At 60.8% G+C, this 20,292-nt stretch carries 18 protein-coding genes; all 18 read left to right on the top strand.

Annotated features, from left to right (window positions below):
• Positions 1–9: 9 nt before the first annotated feature.
• The 18 genes from AC0CW1_RS06215 to mraY all read left to right on the top strand — a co-directional run bounded on the left by AC0CW1_RS06215 (position 10) and on the right by mraY (position 20,132).
• Entirely contained in the window at positions 10–861 is an 852-nt protein-coding gene (locus AC0CW1_RS06215; protein ID WP_488182214.1) for a M55 family metallopeptidase, read from the top strand.
• Positions 862–931: 70 nt separating this feature from the next.
• On the top strand, positions 932–1,675 hold the full coding sequence (gene bshB1 / locus AC0CW1_RS06210; RefSeq protein WP_488182213.1) for a bacillithiol biosynthesis deacetylase BshB1: 744 nt from the start codon (positions 932–934) through the stop codon (positions 1,673–1,675).
• A gap of 7 nt (positions 1,676–1,682) precedes the next feature.
• Complete coding sequence (bshA, locus tag AC0CW1_RS06205) at positions 1,683–2,810, top strand: N-acetyl-alpha-D-glucosaminyl L-malate synthase BshA (protein ID WP_488182212.1); 1,128 nt, start codon at positions 1,683–1,685, stop codon at positions 2,808–2,810.
• Positions 2,811–2,883: 73 nt separating this feature from the next.
• Entirely contained in the window at positions 2,884–3,024 is a 141-nt protein-coding gene (locus AC0CW1_RS06200) for an RCKP-type rubredoxin-like domain-containing protein (RefSeq protein ID WP_161262514.1), read from the top strand.
• Between the two features lie 200 nt (positions 3,025–3,224).
• Entirely contained in the window at positions 3,225–4,349 is a 1,125-nt protein-coding gene (locus AC0CW1_RS06195; protein ID WP_488184098.1) for a DUF362 domain-containing protein, read from the top strand.
• Between the two features lie 172 nt (positions 4,350–4,521).
• Positions 4,522–4,923 carry a Fur family transcriptional regulator gene (locus AC0CW1_RS06190; RefSeq protein WP_488182211.1) on the top strand — a complete coding sequence of 134 codons (402 nt, stop codon included), beginning with the start codon at positions 4,522–4,524 and terminating at the stop codon, positions 4,921–4,923.
• A 207-nt stretch (positions 4,924–5,130) separates the two neighbouring features.
• Positions 5,131–5,643, top strand: a complete 513-nt coding sequence (locus tag AC0CW1_RS06185) for a DUF4912 domain-containing protein (protein ID WP_488182210.1) — start codon at positions 5,131–5,133, stop codon at positions 5,641–5,643.
• A complete protein-coding gene (locus AC0CW1_RS06180; protein ID WP_488182209.1) occupies positions 5,633–8,449 on the top strand; it encodes a 1,4-alpha-glucan branching protein domain-containing protein in 2,817 nt (938 codons plus the stop codon). Before AC0CW1_RS06185 ends, AC0CW1_RS06180 begins: the two co-directional genes overlap by 11 nt.
• A 155-nt stretch (positions 8,450–8,604) precedes the next feature.
• Complete coding sequence (locus AC0CW1_RS06175) at positions 8,605–9,738, top strand: M28 family metallopeptidase (RefSeq protein WP_488182208.1); 1,134 nt, start codon at positions 8,605–8,607, stop codon at positions 9,736–9,738.
• Positions 9,738–10,760, top strand: coding sequence for a ThiF family adenylyltransferase (locus AC0CW1_RS06170; RefSeq protein WP_488182207.1), 1,023 nt, complete (start codon positions 9,738–9,740; stop codon positions 10,758–10,760). The genes AC0CW1_RS06175 and AC0CW1_RS06170 overlap by 1 nt, the downstream gene beginning before the upstream one ends.
• A 95-nt stretch (positions 10,761–10,855) precedes the next feature.
• The gene (locus tag AC0CW1_RS06165) at positions 10,856–11,422 is read left to right on the top strand and encodes a UbiX family flavin prenyltransferase (protein WP_488182206.1); all 567 of its coding nucleotides are present in this window, start codon (positions 10,856–10,858) and stop codon (positions 11,420–11,422) included.
• A gap of 155 nt (positions 11,423–11,577) precedes the next feature.
• Entirely contained in the window at positions 11,578–12,009 is a 432-nt protein-coding gene (gene mraZ / locus AC0CW1_RS06160) for a division/cell wall cluster transcriptional repressor MraZ (protein WP_488182205.1), read from the top strand.
• A 61-nt stretch (positions 12,010–12,070) separates the two neighbouring features.
• Complete coding sequence (gene rsmH, locus AC0CW1_RS06155) at positions 12,071–13,012, top strand: 16S rRNA (cytosine(1402)-N(4))-methyltransferase RsmH (RefSeq protein WP_488182204.1); 942 nt, start codon at positions 12,071–12,073, stop codon at positions 13,010–13,012.
• A 37-nt stretch (positions 13,013–13,049) separates the two neighbouring features.
• Positions 13,050–13,616, top strand: coding sequence for a cell division protein FtsL (ftsL, locus tag AC0CW1_RS06150; protein WP_488182203.1), 567 nt, complete (start codon positions 13,050–13,052; stop codon positions 13,614–13,616).
• Positions 13,617–13,763: 147 nt separating this feature from the next.
• Entirely contained in the window at positions 13,764–15,914 is a 2,151-nt protein-coding gene (locus AC0CW1_RS06145) for a stage V sporulation protein D (protein WP_488182202.1), read from the top strand.
• A 130-nt stretch (positions 15,915–16,044) separates the two neighbouring features.
• Entirely contained in the window at positions 16,045–17,616 is a 1,572-nt protein-coding gene (locus tag AC0CW1_RS06140; RefSeq protein ID WP_488182201.1) for a UDP-N-acetylmuramoyl-L-alanyl-D-glutamate--2,6-diaminopimelate ligase, read from the top strand.
• On the top strand, positions 17,603–19,096 hold the full coding sequence (locus AC0CW1_RS06135; protein WP_488182200.1) for a UDP-N-acetylmuramoyl-tripeptide--D-alanyl-D-alanine ligase: 1,494 nt from the start codon (positions 17,603–17,605) through the stop codon (positions 19,094–19,096). Before AC0CW1_RS06140 ends, AC0CW1_RS06135 begins: the two co-directional genes overlap by 14 nt.
• 70 nt (positions 19,097–19,166) lie before the next feature.
• The gene (gene mraY / locus AC0CW1_RS06130; RefSeq protein WP_488182199.1) at positions 19,167–20,132 is read left to right on the top strand and encodes a phospho-N-acetylmuramoyl-pentapeptide-transferase; all 966 of its coding nucleotides are present in this window, start codon (positions 19,167–19,169) and stop codon (positions 20,130–20,132) included.
• Positions 20,133–20,292 lie beyond the last annotated feature (160 nt).

The raw sequence follows: 20,292 nt of genomic DNA, 5'->3' as shown, positions 1-20,292 counted from the left end.
GGTGGTTGTGTGCGCGTCTACATATCGGCTGATCTGGAAGGGGTGGCCGGGGTCGTATCGCCGGCCCAGTTGATATCTGGAGCGGCTTATGAGGAAGCCCGCCGCTGGATGACGGCGGAGGTGGCGGCGGCGATCCGGGGCGCCCAGAGGGCTGGCGCCTCCCAGGTGGTCATTAACGACGCCCATGAGTCGATGACCAACCTGCGCCTGGAGGAACTGCCCTCCGCTGTTGAAGTGATCAGCGGAAAACCGAAGGCGTTGGGGATGATGTGCGGCATCGACGGGAACTGGGATCTGGCCTTTTTGATCGGCTATCATGCCCGCCAGGGCAGCGGCGGTCTGTTGAGCCACTCCTACAGCGCTACTACGATCGCGGGCCTGCGGCTGAACGGGCGCGAGGTGGGCGAACTGGGCTTCAACATGGCCTTGTCCCACGCCTGTAACGTGCCGGTGGGGCTGGTGACCGGCGATGAGGCGGCAGCCGACGAGGCGCTGGAACTGCTCCCCGGGATCCGGACGGTGGCGGTGAAGACCGCCTATGGACGTCAATCCACTCGGACACTGACGCCGGCCGAGGCTTGCCGGCGCATCGAAGCGGCAGCGGCGGAAGCGGTGGTGGCAGCGGCTGTCGCAGCGCTCACCACGCAAACCTTCTCCGCCGAAAAACTGCCCTGGCCGCCTCAGCCGCCTTATCGGTTGGAGGTGAAGTTTACCTCCCCTGTCATGGCAGACGCCGTCTCCTACATGCCCACGACCCGGCGAGAAAGCCCCTGCCGGGTCATGATGGAGCAAGCTGAACTGCCTGCGCTCTTTCGGGCCTTTCAGGCAATGTTGACGATCGCTGGTGCTGTGGCGCGCTGAAATCTAGGCAGCCGGCTAGTCGTAACTCTTCAAATTCAATGAATCCAGATGGCGGGAGCGAGGTAGGACCGTGAACGACCATTTGAACCATCCCGTAGCCGCCGATGTGCTCGCCATCGGCGCCCATCCCGACGATGTGGAATTAGGCGTCGGCGGGACAATCGCGCTGGCCGCCAGCCAGGGTTGGCAGGCGGTCGTCGTCGACTTGACGGAAGGCGAATTGGCATCACGAGGAACTGTCGAGGAACGGCGTGCAGAGGCCAAACAAGCCGCAGCGGTCCTGGGCGTCCGTGAGCGCCTCAACTGTTGCTGGGAAGACGGCAGCCTCAGCGATCCGGTCCGGTGGCGAAACCGGGTGGAAGAGTTGGCCCACCTGTTGCGCCGGTACCGCCCACGATTGGTGCTGGCGCCGGAGGGGCCGGATCGACATCCCGATCACGAGGCGGCAGGCCGGCTCGTCAGGGAGGCTGTCTTTTACAGCGGCCTCGCGAAATACGGCGACCCGGATCTGGCGCCCTGGCGACCCAAGCGCCTTTTGGCCTACCGCATCAACGGCGCTCTCGACGACGCAGTGCCTTTTGGCGTCGATGTAAGCGACCTCTACGAACGGAAGCAGTCGGCCCTTGCCTGTTACCGGAGCCAGTTTTTCCGGGGTCGGGCAGAGGCGCGCCTGGCATTGAATGTGCCGGACCTTCCCGCTCTGTTGGAGGCGAGGGACCGCTACCTGGGCGGTTTGCTCGGCGTTGCGTTTGCTGAGCCTTTATATCCGGAAGGTCCCCTTCGGGTCGGGCGCCTGGAAGCCTTGTGGGAGTGAAGAAGCCATGAACATCGGCATCGTCTGTTACCCCTCCTACGGCGGCAGCGGCGTCGTCGCCTCCGAGCTGGCCCGCCAACTGGGTCGTCGGGGCCACCGGGTCCACGTTTTTTCCTATGAAACACCCTTCCGCCTTTCTCACTTTGAGGCGAATGTCTGCTTCCATGAGGTGGAGGTTCTCGATTACCCGGTCTTTCGCTTCCCGCCCTACCTGCTGGCGCTGTCGGCCAAGATCGTCGAGGTGGCTCGCGAGGCTGACCTGCAGATCATCCACGCCCACTATGCCGTCCCTCATACGGCGGCAGCCTACCTGGCCAAGCAGATGCTGGCCGGAGAGCGTCGCCTGCCGGTGCTGACGACGATGCATGGCACCGACATCAACCTCGTCGGCAATAACCCCCAGTTTTACGAGATCACCCGCTTTTCTTTGGAAGCGAGCGACGGCGTGACCGCCGTGTCGCGGAGCTTGGCTGAGGAGTCGGCGGAGACCTTCCGCTTGCGCCGCCTTCCCCGGGTGATCGCCAACTTCGTCGACGCCGAGGAGTACCGTCCCCGCAACAACCCGGCCCTGCGCGCTCGCTTTGCCCGGCCCGATGAAAAAATCCTCCTCCATATCTCCAACCTGCGTCCGGTGAAGCGGGTGGAGGATGTGATCCGCATCTTCGCCCGGGTCAACGAACATGTGCCGGCGCGGTTGCTCCTGGCCGGCGACGGTCCGGAACGGCTCTCGGCGGTCCACCTGGTTGAAGCGCTGGGCTTGCAGGAGCGCGTCTGTTTTTTAGGCCGTCAGGACAATGTGGCCGAGATCTTTCCTTTGGCCGACCTGTTCCTGTTGCCGTCAGCCAAGGAATCTTTCGGCCTGGTGGCCCTGGAAGCGATGGCCTGCCAGGTGCCGGTCATCGCCAGCGATACGGGCGGCCTGCCCGAGGTGATCGAACAGGGGGTGACTGGCTTTCTGGCGCCGGTGGGCGATGTGGAGACGATGGCCCGTTACGCCGTCCGCCTGTTGTCCGATGAGCGGGAATATGCGTCCATGGCCCGGCAAGCCCGTGAAGCGGCGGTGACCCGGTTCCGGGCCGAGCCGATCGTCGATGCATATGAGGCCTATTACGGGGAAATCTTGAATACGCCTTGACAAGCTGCCGAAAGGGAGGTAGGATAGATTCATACATAATAGTAATCGTTACTGAAAATGGGGGGTGAACAACATGGCGATTTACAAATGCGCAAAATGCGGCGAGGTCATCGACAAGCGTTGCAAGCCCGGCAAATGCCCCAAGTGCGGCGCGCCCAAAGATGAGTTGATCAAGCAGGAAGGTCAGGCTTCCGGCGGAAACTGTTGCGGCTAATCGCGCTGCGACTGATTGCTCAGGTGGATGCCGTCGAAGATCCTTTGCCAGAAGGGCTCAACGGGGCGGACATGTGTCCATTTGGAGCAGGCTGTCGCTTGTGTACTTGATTGGAGCCGTGTCCCTTGGTTATACTTGAATAGTGAAGCAAGAGAACAAAGCAGGGAGTACCCCTGCTTTTCTCGTGAGGAGGGACCGGGATTATGGCAAAGGTTTATTTTGTTTCGCCGCGGGCCAAAGCCGGCAAAGGACTTGTGGACAAGCTGCGCCGTTTGCTCAAGGCAGGGGGCACGATGGACTGTGTCGGAAAGGGTGACCTCGTGGCCATCAAGATGCACTTTGGGGAGCGGGGAAATACGGCCACCATCCGGCCGCCCTTCGTCGGCGCCGTTGTTGACGAGATCCGGCGTAAGGAGGCACGCCCCTTTTTGACTGATTCGAACACCCTCTACCGGGGTTCGCGATCGAACGCCGTCGACCATATGGATACGGCCATGGAAAACGGCTATTCCTACGCGACGGTGAAGGCGCCTGTCATCATCGCCGACGGGTTGAACGGGAAAGAGTTCCGCAATGTTCCCATCCAGGGAAAGCGCCTCAAGGAGGCGAAGATCGCCGCCATTCCCCTTGATGCTGACGCCATGATCGTGTTGAGCCACTTCAAGGGCCATGAGATGACTGGTTTTGGCGGGGCGATCAAGAACCTGGCCATGGGGCTGGCCTCCCGCTCGGGCAAGTTGGTTCAGCACCAGGACGTGAAGCCTGAGGTCAATGACAAGTGCAAGGTCTGCGGCAAGTGTGTCCACTGGTGCCCTGTTGACGCCATCTCCTTGGGGGAACGGGCCGTCATCGCCGGAGAGCGCTGTATCGGTTGCGGCGAGTGCACCGTCACCTGCCCCCATAAAGCCATCGCCGTCAACTGGAACACCGACGTGGGACTGTTGCAGGAGAAGATGGCCGAATACGCCTACGCCTCGGTGAAGGACAAGCGGGAGAAGGGCAAGGTGACCTTCATCAACTTTGTCCTCGACGTTTCTCCTGAGTGTGACTGCTGCTCCTGGAGCGACGCGCCCATCGTTCCCGACATCGGCATCCTGGCCTCCGACGATCCCGTCGCCCTGGACCAGGCCTGCTATGACCTGGTGAATCAGGCGCCCGGCTTGCGCGACGGCCGGCTCGGCGATGCGGGACAGGGGGAACCAGCCGCCGGTGTCGATAAGTTCCGCATCGTCCACCCCTCTGTCGATGGGACGATCCAGCTCCGCCATGCCGAGGATATGGGTTTGGGCAGCCGCACCTATGAATTGATCCCGCTAGGCGAATAGGCGTTTTTGCGTGAACTTCGGCCCCAACACCCAACAGGACGAAGGGGCTTCGAAAAAGGGCGTCCCCGGCAAGGTTGAAAACTGTCGTTGACAGTTGCGCCCCCTTTCGATATGATAATAGTAATAGATATCGAGATTGATCTCATATTCTCTGTCGAAGGGTGGGCTTGCCATGGGCGCCATCGGACCACGTATGACACGACAAAAATCGCTTGTTTTGGAGATTGTTCAAGGCACGACCTGTCATCCCACCGCTGATTGGGTTTACCAGGAGGCGCGCCAGCAGATCCCCGACATCAGCCTTGGGAAGGTGTATCGCAACCTGAATGCGCTCGTCCAGCAGGGCCTGATCCGGGAGATGACTTATGCCGGCGCCAGTTCTCGCTACGATGGCAATGTGGAAAATCATTATCATTTTGTCTGCGAGAAGTGCCACCGCGTCTTTGACGTTTTCATGGAACCGCCGGAGCAATGGGTGCGGCAGGCCGAGGAGATCAGCGGCCATGAGATCAAGGGGCACCGAATCGAGTTCTTCGGCCATTGCGCCGAGTGTCGCAAGTCGGTGAGCATGTAACGGCGAATCACACCGGTTGCAATTTTGACGAAGGGCTGCGCCGAATGCGACAGCAATGATGATTGCGCTTTTTACGTGTTGGAACCGCCGGAGATAGAACTCCGGCGGCTTTTTTTTCGCATTTTTCCTTATCTTAACTCATGTCAGGGCAATCTCTTGCTATAATGGAAAATGGTGATTTCAATCCATTGTGAGGAGGAAGATGCAATGGCCATGAGTCTGCCGGAACGGTATGGCGAGGATTATATCGGCGTATTGGTCCGCGATCCCTACCACATCTTCATCTACTGGGAATTGACAGAAATGACGCGCAAACGAGTTTTACATAACTGGGGTCTCGAAAGCGATAGGCCTTGCCAACTCCGGATGGAGCGGGAAGATGGCGCGGGTTGGACGACAGCGTACTCGGCCGAGTTGCCGCCCGGCGCGGCAAGCTGGTATGTCAACGGGGTGGCGCCGGGGGAGTTCTATCGGGCCCAGATCGGCCTTTTTTCCGCTGAGGGACAGTTCATCGTGCTTCTCGCTTCGACAGTCATCCATGTTCCGCCTCTAGCGCCGGGAAGCCGGCGGTTGGGCCGGGCCCTCGCCATCTCCGGCGGCATCCGGCCGGTCGCCCTGGAAGACATGGAGGAGCGGCAGAACCTTGAGGGGCAAGCGCCGCTGAGCTCTTTCTCCCTTTATCAAGGGGAAAGCGAAAGGGGGCCATCTGGTGACCGTTAAAGGCTATTGGGCGCTGGTGCTGCACGCGCACCTTCCCTATGTGCGACATCCCGAAAAGCCGGAGTATATGGAGGAGCGCTGGCTCTTCGAGGCAATGACGGAGTGCTACCTGCCGATCACCGAATCGTGGCTGCGACTGCGCCGGGAGCAGGTCCCCTTCCAGGTCACTTTGTCGGTGACGCCTTCGCTGGCGGCCATGCTGACGGACCGCCTGTTGCAGCAACGCTACCTGCGCTACCTAGACAAAATGCTTGCTCTGGCGGCGTTGGAGCAGGAGCGTACCCAAGGTGACGAGGATTTTGCGCCGCTGGCCGCCCTGTACCGGGAAAAGCTGGAGACTTGCCTGCGCCTCTTTCGCGATGAGTGGGACTGCCGGATCACGGACGCCTGGAAATCGCTGGCCCAGTCAGGTCACCTCGATCTGTGGACCTCGGCGGCCACCCACGCCTTTTTGCCCTATGCCTCGGAAGGGAGCTGGCGCCCTCAAATCCGGACGGGGATCAAACAGCACAAGGCCATCTTCGGCATGGCGCCCCATGGCTTCTGGCTGCCCGAGTGCGCCTACGTCCCCGGCGTTGAAAAAGTGCTCGCCCAGGAGGGGATCGGCTGCTTTGTCGTCGATAATGGCACCTTTCAGCGCGCCTTGCCGGAACCGGCCAGCTTCTACCAGCCGCTGCAGATCGGTCACCAGGTCTCGGCTTTCGCCCGCGATCCCGAGACATCTCATCAGGTCTGGGACAAGAAAAGCGGCTATCCCGGCGATTACGACTACCGCGAATTCTACCGCGACATTGGCTATGACCTGCCTTTTGAGACGGTGGCGCCTTTCCTGGATACGGATGTGCCCTCCGATACAGGCTTCAAGTATTACCGCATCACCGGAAAGACTGATCACAAGGAACCCTATCGGCGGGACTGGGCCATGGGGAAGGTCAACGCCCATACCGGCAATTTCGTCGACAACCGCTGCGCCCAAGTGGAGCACCTGAGCGGCACGATGGCGGAACCGCCCATTATCGTCTCCCCCTATGACGCAGAACTGTTCGGCCACTGGTGGTATGAGGGCCCCGATTTCCTCGAAGCGGTGCTGCGCCGGATGGCCGAGCCGGATACGCCTGTAGCCGCTTCGACGCCGCGCCGTTATCGGGAAGCTTACGGCGCCGGACCGGCCGGGCGCATCGCCTTCAGCACCTGGGGCGAAGACGGCTTTGGCAAGGTCTGGCTCAGCGATATGAACGACTGGGTCTACCGGCACCTGCACCGGGCCGAAAAAGAGATGGTCGCTCTGGCCCAGGCGTTTCCCCAGGCCGAAGGCGAGCCTTTGCGCGCCTTGAACCAGGCGGCGAGGGAACTGATGCTTGCTCAATCGAGTGACTGGCCTTTCATCATGTACACAGGCACAACGGTGGAATATGTCACCCGCCGCTTCCAGGAGCATCTTCGCCTTTTCTGGTCTCTGGCCCATTCCTTGCGCGAGGGCAAGGTCGACGAGGCGGCCCTCACCGAGGCCGAATGGAAGCACCCGCTTTTTGCGGGGATCGATTATCTTGATTATGTCAGCTTCAACCGCTCCACCCAGGCAGCGCCCTTTGTCAAATCGGAACCGGTCTGGATGCTCACCTGGGAGTACCCGCCCCGCTTGGTGGGAGGTTTGGGACGCGCTGTGGCTGATCTGAGCAAGGCCCTGGTCGCGCAGGGTGTCCCTGTGACCGTCTTTACTTGCGCCGTTCCTGGCTGTGCCGATCGAGAAATCGTTGACGGCGTGACGGTCATTCGCCTGGCTGTTCCCGGTGCTCCCCAGGAAGGCGATTTCCTCGACTGGGTCTATCGCTTCAACAGGGCCCTCCTGTCCGGGGTGACGGCGGAAGCCGCCAAAGGCGCGCCTTCCATCATCCATGCCCATGACTGGCTGGTCGGCTTGGCGGCGAGGGAAATCTCCAAACAAACCGGGATTCCCCTGGCTGTGACGATCCACGCGACAGAGCATGGCCGCCAGCGCGGACTCTGGAACGACCTGCAGCGCAGCATCCACCTGGCTGAAGGGGAACTGGTGGCCGCCGCCGACGGCTTGATCGCCTGTTCCGATTACATGACCCGCGAGGTGTCCCTTCTCTTCAGCGCCCCCTGGACCGAGATCAGCACCATCCCCAACGGCGTCGATCCGGCCAATGTGGCACCGGTTCCCGGCCAGGGCAAGCCGATCGAGGCATTTTGCCAACCTGGCGAAGAGGTGATCTTTCATGTGGGCCGGCTGGTGACGGAAAAAGGTTCCCCGGTCCTGGTGGAGGCGATGCCGTCGGTGTTGCGCCGTCGCCCCCAGGCACGCCTCGTCATCGCCGGCAAAGGACCCTTGTTGGAGAACTTGAGGGGCCGGGCGGCCGAACTCGGTGTGAGTGGGCAGGTCACCTTCGCTGGCTTTGTCGACGACAGCACCCGCAACCGGTTGCTCACCTCGGCCGATGTGGCCGTCTTTCCCAGCCTCTATGAGCCTTTCGGCATCGTGGCCCTGGAGGCTATGGCGGCGGCGACGCCAGTCATCGTTGGCGATACCGGCGGGCTTGGGGAGATCATCCGTCATGGTCAAAACGGGCTCAAAGTTCCTCCCGGTGATGCTGAGGCGTTAGCTGACGCCATCGTCCAGGTTCTGGATGATCGCGACGGGGCGGCGGCGATGGTCCGGGAGGCTTTGCGGGAGGTCGATGAGATCTACGGTTGGGATACTGTTGCGGAACAGACGGTCAGCCTCTACCGACAGGCCACGGTAAAGCGGTTGACTTCCGGCGCCGTCAGCGGGGCGGCCTCTTAGGATTACCGGCGTCTTTCCAGAGGATTTCCGCCGCCCCGTGTCAAACTGGATGATACCGAGGATCCCTCCATCATCGTAGGGGAAAGGCGGGTTCATGCCCGGTGGCCATTGGCGGCAATCGAAAAAAGAGCAACCCTTGGGGGGACAACCCCCCCTTGGGGTCCGACATATTGGAACAGATCCGGCAGGAGCGATCACTAGGAAGCGGGAAGGAAGACACCTTTGCCGAATCCCCCGGCGTGCCCCCATCGTCCGATCAGGTGTCATCACCGGCAATCAGCCGTCGCCGGATGTTTGTGGGCGCCATGGGGGCGGTGACAGCCCTGTTGGCAGGCTGGTTCGGCAGCCGCCAACTGAACGCAGAAAAGCCGCTTCCCGCTGTCGCGCCGGCTGTGGCTTTGCCGGAAAGGCGTCTCGACCTAGGGCGGATGCGCAGCCATGTGGCGCTATTGGCGCAACCGGACTGGCAGGGGCGTCTCGCCGGCAGCCGAGGGGCGCTCCAGGCGGGGGAGTATTTCGCTCAACTCTGGGAAAAGTGGGGAATCCAACCAAGAGGGGAAGGGGGAACCTATTATCAAACCTTCCCCGTTCCTTCGTTTTCCCTGACAAACGTGAATGGCCGCATGCGCCTTCAACCCCGAGCTGGGGAAGGGGGGACGGCGGACAATCTGATCGGCTTCATCCCCGGAAGGGACCCTCGCTTGCGCCATAAGGTGGTGGTGTTATCTGCTCATTATGACCACCTGGGAGCCGGGGATAGGGCGCTCTACCCGGGGGCGAATGACAACGCCTCCGGCGTGGCCGTGTTGCTGGAAGTGGCCTGTGCGGCTGTCCAGACACCGCCGCGTTGCAGCCTTGCTTTTCTCCTGTTTTCTGGCGAGGAGGGGGGGTTGATCGGGTCAAAGCATTTTGTGGAACACCCGACGATCCCCCTCGAAGAGATCATTGGCCTGATCAACCTGGACACGGTTGGCAACGGCGATGAGCGCGACTTCATCTGCTGGCTGCCGGAGCACCTCCCCTGGCTGTCTTTTCTCGACGAAGCGGCAAAGGCGGCTGGGGTGCGGCTCTATCCCCAGGATCGTGGCGATCATAACAGCGATCACCAGCCCTTTATCGACAAGGGGGTGCCGGCGCTCACTGTCCTCTCTGCCACCTGGCTGGAGGAGAATCACACGCCCCAAGACGGCTTGAGTCTGATTCGGCCGGAGAAGCTGGCGCGGATCGCCGAGTGGAGTTGGCGGATGATTTACACCTTGGCCGAGACAGCAGGGAAAAGAGGTGGATGATGATGGAACGCTATATGAAACAGATTCGCTTCAGCGCCTTCGGGGAGGTCGGTCAGCGGCGATTGCGCCAGTCGACGGTGCTGGTGGCCGGCCTGGGCGCTCTGGGAACCCATTTGGCCAACACCCTCGCCCGGGCCGGCGCAGGCAAACTGGTGCTCGTCGATCGCGATTTTGTTGAACTGTCGAACCTGCAGCGCCAGATCCTCTATGATGAGGCGGATGTGGCGGCTATGGTCCCTAAGGCGGTGGCGGCCCAACAGAAGCTGCAAGCCATCAACGGAGAGATTGACGTCGAGGCTGTTGTGGTCGACATCAACTGGGCCAATCTTCCGCGCCTGTTGGAAGGGGTTGACCTCGTCCTTGACGGCAGCGACAACTTCGACCTGCGCTATCTGCTTAATGACGCTTGTGTGCAGGCAGGCATCCCCTGGATCTATGGAGGCGTGACAGGCGCCCACGGCATGGCCATGGTCATCCTGCCTGGACAGGGGCCATGCTTGCGCTGTCTGATTCCTTCGCCGCCGCCGCCGGGTTCGGCGCCTACCTGTGACACGGCGGGCATTCTGGCGCCGGCGATCCAGATGATCACTGCCTTTCAGGCGGTCGAGGCAATGAAATTGCTGGCTGGACGGGTTGATGAGCTGGCCGGAGGGCTCTTCTCGGTCGATCTCTGGAACAACCGCTATGACTTGATCGATATGGCCCAGGCGCGCCGGGACGACTGCCCCTCTTGCGGCCTCAGGGAGTTTCCCTTCCTCGCCGGCCGGGAAGAGATGCAGGCGACACCGCTCTGCGGCGCCAACGCTGTCCAGATCACGCCGGCCCGTCCGGCGGAGTTGGATCTGGATAAGATGGCTGAGCGCCTGTCGAGGGTGGGGAAGGCGGAGGTGACGCCCTACCTGCTCCGTTTCACCTCTGACGAAGGGGATATGGTGCTCTTTCGCGACGGCCGGGCGATGATCCGGGGGACTCAGGATCCGGTCAGGGCGAAGGCGGTCTATACGCGCCTTATCGGGGCGTGAACGAGTAAACAGCACAGTGGTGTTATGGACATACACGTAGCAAGGCAAATCATGGGCTGAAAGCAATATATCGATACGATGCAGACAACGGAGGAATGGCGGCATTGGATTGGATTGTGGGGATCACGGGAGCGAGCGGCTCCATTTACGGAGCGCGGCTGATCGAGGCGATGCGCGATTTGGGGATGCGCCCCCATCTTGTCGTCTCCGAGGCGGGCGAACGAGTCGTCCGGGAGGAGTTAGGCAAGTCCCTGGCAGAACTGGCTGAGGGCTGTCGGCTCCATGATGTGCACGATGTGGGCGCCTCCATTGCTTCTGGCTCTTTCCCGGCAGCGGGCATGATCGTGATCCCCTGTTCGATGCACACGGTGGCCGCCATGGCTCTCGGCCTCGCCGACAACCTGCTCACGCGGGCGGCCGATGTGACATTGAAAGAGGGGCGTCCGCTGATCGTTGTTCCCCGGGAGACGCCGCTACACCTGATCCACCTGGAAAACCTGCGCCGTTTGGCCCAGGCCGGGGCGCGAATCGTGCCGGCCATGCCGGCTTTCTATCACCGGCCCACGACGATGAGGGAACTCGTCGACTTCGTGGTAGGAAAGGTCTTCGACCAGGCTGGCATCGCCCATCAGCTCTTTCAGCGATGGGGAGACCCTCAATAAATTCATAGGACTAAAGGGACCCCGGGCGCAGGACCGGGGTCCTTTTTTCGTTTTCAACCTGATTTTTCCTCAGTGGAGGCAGGAAAACTGAGCGAAGTGTGGAATGAAGTGGTGTGAAGTGGTAGAAAAGTGGTTTAAAGTGGTGGAACACGCCGATGTTCATGGGGGAATACCAGCACGCCATCGATCCCAAAGGCCGGTTGTTCATGCCGGCCCGCTTGCGGGAGTCCCTCGGTGAGGCCTTTGTGGCCACCAAGGGGCTTGATGGTTGTTTGTTTGTATACCCTAAGGAAGAGTGGAGACGGCTTGAAGAAAAGCTGAAGGCGCTGCCCTTCACGCGCTCTGATGCCCGGGCTTTTCAACGCTTCTTCTTTTCTGGCGCCGGCGAATGTGAAGCGGACAAACAGGGTAGAATACTGGTTCCCGCGCACCTGCGCGAACATGCGGCCTTGGAAAAAGAGGTCGTCATCATCGGCGCCGGCAGCCGCGTAGAGATCTGGAGCCAGGAGCGTTGGAGAGAGTACAACGAAAAAGCGGCCCCCTCCTATGAAGAGGTGGCCGAGAAACTGATCGACTTTGACCTGTAGGTTGACCAGGCCGGACCGGCTGTCTGCGACGGGTCGCCGATCACGGACGGAGGTTCGCCCCATGGGTTTTCATCACATCCCTGTGTTGTTGCATCAGGTGCTGGAGGTATTGCAGCCCCATCCCGAGGGAGTTTACCTGGACGGGACGGTGGGCGGCGGCGGCCACAGCGCAGCGATACTGGAGAAAACAGCGGGAAGAGGGAGGTTGATCGGACTTGATCAGGACCCGGCAGCCCTGGCGGCGGCCGGGCGTCATTTGGCCCGTTTCGGCGATCAGGTCACGCTGGCACGTTCCAATTTCCGGCGCATTGGCGCTGTCGTCGCCGAACTGGGCCTGACGGGAAAAATCGATGGCATCTTGCTCGATATCGGTGTTTCCTCTCACCAGCTTGATGAGGCGGAACGTGGTTTTGCCTACCGGATGGATGCCCCTCTGGATATGCGGATGAACCCTGAGAGCGACTTGACGGCGGCGAAGCTGCTCAATGAGGCGCCGGAAGGGGAGATCGCCCGCATCCTGCGCGACTACGGCGAAGAGCGGTGGGCGAAACGGATCGCCCAGTTTATCGTCAAGCGCCGAGCCGAGCAGCCTTTGGAGCGGACGGGGGAACTGGTGGAGATCATCCGCGCCGCCATCCCGGCGGCGGCCCGCCAGGAAGGGGGACACCCGGCGAAACGGACCTTTCAGGCCTTGCGAATCGCCGTCAACGATGAACTGGGGGCGCTGGAAGATGCGCTGCCGGCCGCCCTGGAGACACTCGCGCCAGGCGGCCGCCTGGCTGTGATCAGCTTTCATTCCCTGGAAGACCGCATCGTTAAGAACTTTTTTGCGGAACAGGCGAGAGGTTGCCTCTGTCCGCCGGACTTCCCTGTCTGCGCCTGCGGAAACCAGCCGAAGGTGAAGATCATCACCCGAAAGCCGCTGGTCGGTTCCGATGAGGAGATGCAGACGAACCCCCGCGCTCAGAGCGCCAAACTGAGGGCGGCCGAGAAGATAGGATAAAGAGGGTTGTTCTAGTGGACGAGGAGGTTGCATAGGTTTGAAACAAGCCACCGCCCGTGTGCTCGACCATTTCGAGGATGTACGGCCGGCATCGCCTCCGCCAGAAGCGCCGAAAGTCGTCCCGAAAGTGAAGGTCAGCGGAAAAAACAAGCGCCAAGTCGTCACCGCCGCGCTGGTGGTGATGGCCTGCGGGATTGCTGTCGTCTCTCAGTACGCCACCGTGGCTTACGAGGCGAAAAAGGTGAACCAACTGCGAGCCGAACTGACCAAAGAGAAAAACGCCCTTGACCACCTGCGGGTGGAAGTGAACCGGCTCAAGTCGCTGGAGCGCGTCGAGACGGTGGCCATGACAAAACTAGGGATGCAGGCGCCGAAGTATGAGAAGGTGCTGGCCATCTCTGGGGTCAACGGATCTGCTAAAACCGGTGCTTCCGGCGTCGCGGGCGCTACTGTCGCAGCGGCTTCCCCTGGGGGCGGCGCTGAAAAATCCGGCGACGAAAAAGCCCAAACAGCAGCCAATGAACCGCAGGCGCCTGTCGGCGATAATCCCTTCGCCGCCGCCGTGACGCGCCTCTTTGAACGGCTCACTTTTGGCATGCTGTAGGCCTAAGGTCCGGAAAGACTCTTGCCCATGATCAGAAATAGGTCCTATAATGGTAGGCGTGGAAGGTCGGGCCCGTGTGTCCAGGCAGTTCCTCCCGGGATTGACCTGGGAGGTTTTGGCTTTTCTGGGGGATAAGGGGAGGATAACGTGTTCGCCACACCGGTACAGGTGCGTAAACGAACGACACAGATTTTCCTGTTTTTCACCGTACTGGTCGGCATCCTGATCCTGCGGCTCTTCTGGGTTCAGGTCGTCAATGGGGCCTTCTACTCATCCAAGGCCGAGGAGGTCCGCCTGCGCGATCTGCCGGTGGAAGCGAAACGGGGAACCATTTTTGATCGCAACATGAACTCGCTCGCCGTCTCGGTGAGCGTCGATTCTGTCGTGGCCAACCCGCGCGAGGTGAATGCCTCGGAACGGGCGCCGGAGATTGCTCGCGAATTGGCCCGCGTTCTCGAAATGGACGAAGCTAAGGTTCTCAAGCTGATCACCCAGCCGAACGTGGGCTTCGTCTGGGTGAAACGAAAAGTCGAGCCCGACAAGATCAATCAACTGCGCAATTCAACAGTCAAGCTGACAGGCGTCAGTTATATTCCGGAAAGCAAGCGCTATTACGAGAAGGGAAAGCTGGCGTCGCATATCCTGGGAATCACCGATACGGACGCCCGGGGATTGGAAGGACTCGAACTGATCTTTGACTCGGAACTGCGTGGTTTGCCGGGAAAGCTGATCGCCGAGTATGACGCCCGCAACCGTGAAATGCCCCAGGCGGAGCACGCTTTTATCCGTCCTGTCGACGGGCACAGTCTGGTGTTGACCATCGATGAGACGGTGCAGTACATCGTGGAGCGCGAACTTGACAAGCTCGAACGGGAACGCAAACCGAAAGGCGCCACTATCATCGTCATGGACGTCAAGACCGGCCGCATTCTGGGCATGTCGAACCGTCCCACCTTCGATCCCAATGAACGTGAAAAGTATCCCGATTCGGCCCGCCGCAGCCGGGCGATCAACGACGCCTATGAGCCTGGCTCCACCTTCAAGATCGTTACCGCCAGCGCCGCCCTGGAAGAGGGGGCTGTCAAGGAATCGGATCGGTTTTTTGACCCCGGTTACGCGATTGTCGGCGACCGCCGGGTCCGCTGCTGGAAAGATGGCGGCCACGGCGCCCAGACCTTTACCGAGGTGGTCCAGAACTCCTGCAACCCAGGCTTCATCCAGATCGGCATGAACCTCGGCCTGCCCAAGTTTTACAATTACCTGAGGGCCTTCGGCTTCGGCCAGCCAACGGGGATCACCCTAAACGGTGAGGCAGCGGGTATTCTGGTGCCCGAGAAGACGGCCAAACCGATCGACTTGGCGACCATGTCCATCGGCCAGGCCAACGCGGTCACGCCCATGCAACTGATCACCGCCGTGTCGGCTGTGGCCAATGGCGGGAAACTGATGAAGCCTCAACTAGTGGAAAAAATTCTCGACGCCCAGGGATCGGTGATCAAGACCTTTGAACCCGAAGTAGTCCGGCAGGTCGTCTCAAAAGAGACGGCCGAAAAGGTCAATCTGATCTTGGAGAAGGTCGTCTCGAAGGGAACCGGTCTTAACGCCTATATTGAAGGCCACCGGGTGGGCGGAAAAACGGGCACGGCTCAAAAGATCAAGCCTGGCGGCGGTTACATGGAAGGTGAGTATGTCGCCTCTTTCGTCGGCATCGCCCCGGCCAATGACCCGGCTATCGCCTGCCTCGTCGTCGTCGACGCACCCCAGGGAGAGCCCCATTACGGCGGTCTCGTAGCGGCTCCAATCTTCAAGGCGGTCGTAGCCGATGTGCTGCGCCACCTGGGGATTCAACCGCAGGTCCTCCCTGAAGAGGCTCCAGCGGTGACGGCTGATGGCGTAAGGGAGATCGCTGTCCCGCAGGTCACCGGTCTCAGTGAGGAGGAAGCGGAGCAGCGGGTGATGCGTGTCGGTCTGAGCGTGGCCACGGAAGGCTTTGGCGTTCGCGTTGTCGATCAGTCTCCCAAAGCTGGCGAAAAGGTGGCGCCCCAGACGGCGGTCATCCTCTACCTGGGCGAGGACGAAAAAGCAGCGCGGGCTGCGCCGGGAGAAGAAGTAGTCTGTCCTGACGTGACCGGCAAGGGGATCAAGCAGGCTGGCGATCTGTTGGCGAAAGCGGGTCTTTCCTTTGAACCGGTCGGAAGCGGCTTGGCCAAAACGCAGAGTGTCAAAGGTGGACACAAGGTGCCTGTTGGCACGGTGGTGCGCGTCGAATTCGCCCCTGTTGATGAAAGCGGACCATAAGGAAAGGGATTGAAAATAAATATCTGCGGTAATGATTATTACTGACAGGTGGTTTTCTTTGAGTACGCGGATTTTGTCAAGATAGAGACCAGCCGGGTGACGCCGGTGGGCATGAGGAGGGGGAGCCCCTTTGGAACTGAAAGACATCCTTGCTGATATTGAGACATGCGATTATCGCATTTCCGGGAACACTGCCGCCGCGCCCTTTGTCGGCGCGGCTGGCGCTCATCCGCTCTTTGGACAGGAAATCTCGGGGCTCGCCTATGACTCCCGGCGGGTGCAGCCGGGTTTTCTCTTTTTTTGTGTGCCCGGTCAAAAGACGGATGGGCACCGTTTTGCCGCCGACGCTGTCGCCCGCGGCGCCGCGGCGCTGGTGGTGGAACGCTATGTAGGCGCTGATGTGCCCCAGATTCGCGTGCCCTCGACCCGGAAGAGCTTGGCCCTGGCTGCCCGCGCTTTTTATGGCGACCCAGCGGGCCGAATGCTCATGGTTGGGGTGACGGGGACGAACGGCAAGACGACAACGACCCACCTCGTGGAAGCAGTCCTCACCGCTCAGGGGCGCCAAGTCGGTCTGATCGGCACCAACGGTAACCACCTCGGCGAGAAAACCTGGCCGGCCCAACATACGACGCCTGAATCGCTCGACTTGCAGGCGCTGCTGGCGGAGATGGCCGCCGAGGGGGCAGACGCCGTTGTCATGGAGGTGTCCTCCCATGCCCTCGATCAACAACGGGTGCTGGGTGTCGAGTATGATCTGGCCCTGTTCACCAACCTGACCCAAGATCATCTCGATTACCATGAGACGTTGGAGCGGTACCGGGAGGCGAAGGGTATCCTCTTCCGCGGACTCACCGGCGCCATGAAGGGCGCCCAGGGGGTCTGTGCTCAAAGGCAGTTTTCTCAGGAAGCGCCCAAGCGAGCGATCATCAACGCCGACGATCCGAGCGCCGGTTTTTTCATGGCAGCCAGCGCGGCGCCTGTGATCACCTATGGTATCGACGCTGATGCCATGATCAAGGCTTGCGACTGGTCCGTTACGCCGCAAGGACTCACCTGTGACGTCCTTTTTCCCGGCGGGCAGATTCGCCTGAATCTGCAGCTTACGGGACGATTCAATCTTTCCAACGCCTTGGCTGCTTTTGCCGCCGGTTGGGCTGCCGGGATATCACCGGAGGCGATCGCCAGCGCCCTCGGCTCGGTGGCGGGGGTGACAGGGCGGTTTGAGCGCGTCGATCAGGGACAGCCTTTTAGCGTCATCGTCGACTATGCCCATACGCCGGACGGACTGGAAAATGTGCTTGTCACCGCCCGGGCGCTGACGAAGGGACGAGTGATCACTGTCTTTGGCTGTGGTGGCGATCGTGACCGGACGAAGCGGCCCAAGATGGGCGCTGTCGTAGCCAACCTGAGCGATGTGGCCGTGGTCACCTCTGACAACCCGCGCACAGAAGAGCCCCAGCGGATCATCGAAGATATCCTGCCGGGCTTGGCGGGGGCGGAAGGTGTCGATGTCCATGTCGAAGCGGATCGGGCGTCAGCCATCGCCCTGGCGCTTTCGATGGCCCAAGGGGATGATCTGGTGATGATCGCCGGCAAGGGTCATGAGACGTATCAGATCGTAGGGACAAAGGTGCTCCCTTTTGATGACCGCCAGATCGCCCGGGAAAAGCTGAGGGGGATGGGATATGATCGGTGTTGACCTTTCCCGCCTGGCGGAGTGGATGCAAGGGCAAGTGGCGGGGGACGGCGCGGCGCCTGTTTCCGGCAAGGCTGTCGTCGACAGCCGGCAGGTGGCGCCTGGCGATATCTTTTTTGCCCTCCCCGGAGAAAAGGTGGATGGCCATGACTACGTCCCAGCAGCTTTGGCGGCCGGGGCGGCCTGCGCCGTCGTTTGCCGCAGCGACGAATCTTGGGCGGCATCGCTCAAACCGGGGCAAGGGTTGATCATCGTCGACGATGGCTTACAGGCCTTGCAACGCTGCGCCCGCGCCTACCGGTCTCAACTGGCCATCCCAGTCATCGCCGTCACGGGTTCAACCGGCAAGACATCGACGAAAGACCTGATGGCGGCGGCTATCGGCGCTCGCCTCGATGTGATGAAAAATCCCGGCAATTTTAATAATGAAATCGGACTTCCGCTGACCCTGTTGGGGGTTCAAGATCACCACCAGGCGCTGGTGGTGGAGATGGGGATGCGCGGCGAGGGGCAGATCGCTGCTCTCTGTGACATCGCCCGCCCTGATGTGGGCGTTTTGACGAATATCGGTCCCGTTCACATGGAACTGCTCGGGAGCATGGCGGCCATCAGCCGCGCCAAAGGCGAGTTGCTTCAATCCCTTCCCGAGAGGGGGCAGGCTGTGGTGAACGGGGAGGACCAGCGGGTCGTCGCGGCCTCGCTGATCTGCCCTTGTCCAGTCGTCTATGCGGGCGCATCCTCTAAGGCGTTAGCTGAAGGATTGATCGGTGGCGGCGTCAGCGCTGATGCTCCTGTGCGGGCGATCTGGGCGACGCAAGTGGAATCCCTCGGTGAGCGGGGCTCCCGCGTTACCGGCGCTTTTGGATTCTTCACCCCTGCCCAGGCTGACGGGGAGCGGGAGATAGACTTCGAGTTAACGCTGCCCTTGCCGGGCCGGCATCAGGTCTCCAATGCCCTCTTGGCAATGGCTGCGGCGCAAGCGATCTCTGTTGAACCGGCGTCTGCCGCCAGCGGACTGGCTCAGGCGCAGCTCTCATCGCTGCGCTGGGATACGCGCCGGCTCGATGGCGAAGTGACGCTGATCAATGACGCCTACAACGCCAACCCTGCAGCGATGGAGGCGGCCCTTGCGACGGCTGCCGAACTGGCCGGACCGAAGCGGCTTGTCGCCGTCCTGGGGGACATGTATGAGCTTGGTCCAGAGGCGCCTGAGCACCACCGGCAGGCAGGTCGCTTGGCGGCGCAACTTGGCGTAGGTCTGCTCATCACAGTTGGCGCCCTTGGCGCCTTTATCGCCGATGGCGCGCTGGAAGCCGGCATGGTTCCTGAAGGGATCCGCCGCTTCACCGACGCGGAAACAGCGGCGGCGGCGCTGCCCGGACTGACGCTTGCGAAGGATGTCATCCTGATCAAAGCGTCTCGAGGCATGCGTCTGGAGCGGGTGGCCCATGCCCTCGCAGATGTGCTGACGGCATCGACATGACCTGTTGGGGTTGTTTCGACGGTTTTGCTGATGTTGCTAATAGATTTTACCACTGAGGAGAACGTGAACGATGCAGATACAGGTGTGGGCCTTTATGATTGCCGGCGCGGTTGGACTCTTGATCGGTCCCTGGCTGATCCCCTACCTTCGCCGGTTGAAGTTTGGCCAGAGCATTCGTGAGGAAGGACCGAAAGGACATCAACGCAAGGCGGGGACGCCGACGATGGGGGGGATCCTCTTCCTGATCGCCGTTCCTGCAGCCGTCCTTGCGACGATCGGTTTCACACCTGTGTCAGGAGTCCTGTTGCTGGGGCTGATCGGTTTCGGACTCATCGGTTTTATCGATGACTACATTAAAGTGGTGAAAAAACGCAACCTTGGTTTGCGGGCTTGGCAGAAGTTCACCGGCCAGCTCATCCTGTCCTTGATCTTGATTTACAGCGTCGTCCATGGCGTTGACCGGGGAACGTCCCTGTACATACCGGGACTCGACACATGGTGGGATGCCGGAGTGCTCTACTACCTGCTCGCCCTGCTCTTGATTGTCGGGACGACGAATGCCGTCAACCTGGCTGACGGTCTTGATGGCCTCGCTGCCGGCATGACCTTCTGGGTGGCTCTCGCCTTCACCGTCATCGCCTCGGCGGGGACCTCCAGCGCTACAGCCGTTTTTTCCGCCGCTTTGGCCGGAGGTTGTATCGGATTTTTGTTCTTCAACCACCATCCCGCCCGTATGTTTATGGGTGACACCGGTTCCCTGGCCTTGGGCGGCGCTGTCGCCACACTGGCCTTGCTGACCCGGACAGAATTGATCCTGCCCATCCTCGGCGCTGTCTTTGTCGCCGAAACGCTCTCCGTCATCCTGCAAGTAGCCTCCTTCAAGCTGACGGGAAAACGCATCTTCCGGATGAGTCCCCTGCACCATCACTTCGAATTGGGTGGCTGGCACGAAACCACCGTCGTCTACACCTTCTGGGCCGCCTCCCTCCTCTCCGCCTTCCTCGGCATTTTGCTCGCCCTGCCTATTCGTTTTTAAAAACCTACATACTATGACATACAGTGATACTCCGAACAGTAAAAAGCTAACTGCTCAAGGTTCTGTATTTCATAGTTTGGTTTATCTATAACGAACTATAAAAGGCACTCTACGTAATGCAACGAATTACCGCAAATGTTTGGTAGGGGTTGTTTGCTCT

Source organism: Heliomicrobium sulfidophilum, assembly GCF_057715735.1.
Note: the sequence above shows the minus strand (reverse complement) of the source record. Positions and strands in the feature narration are given on the sequence as shown.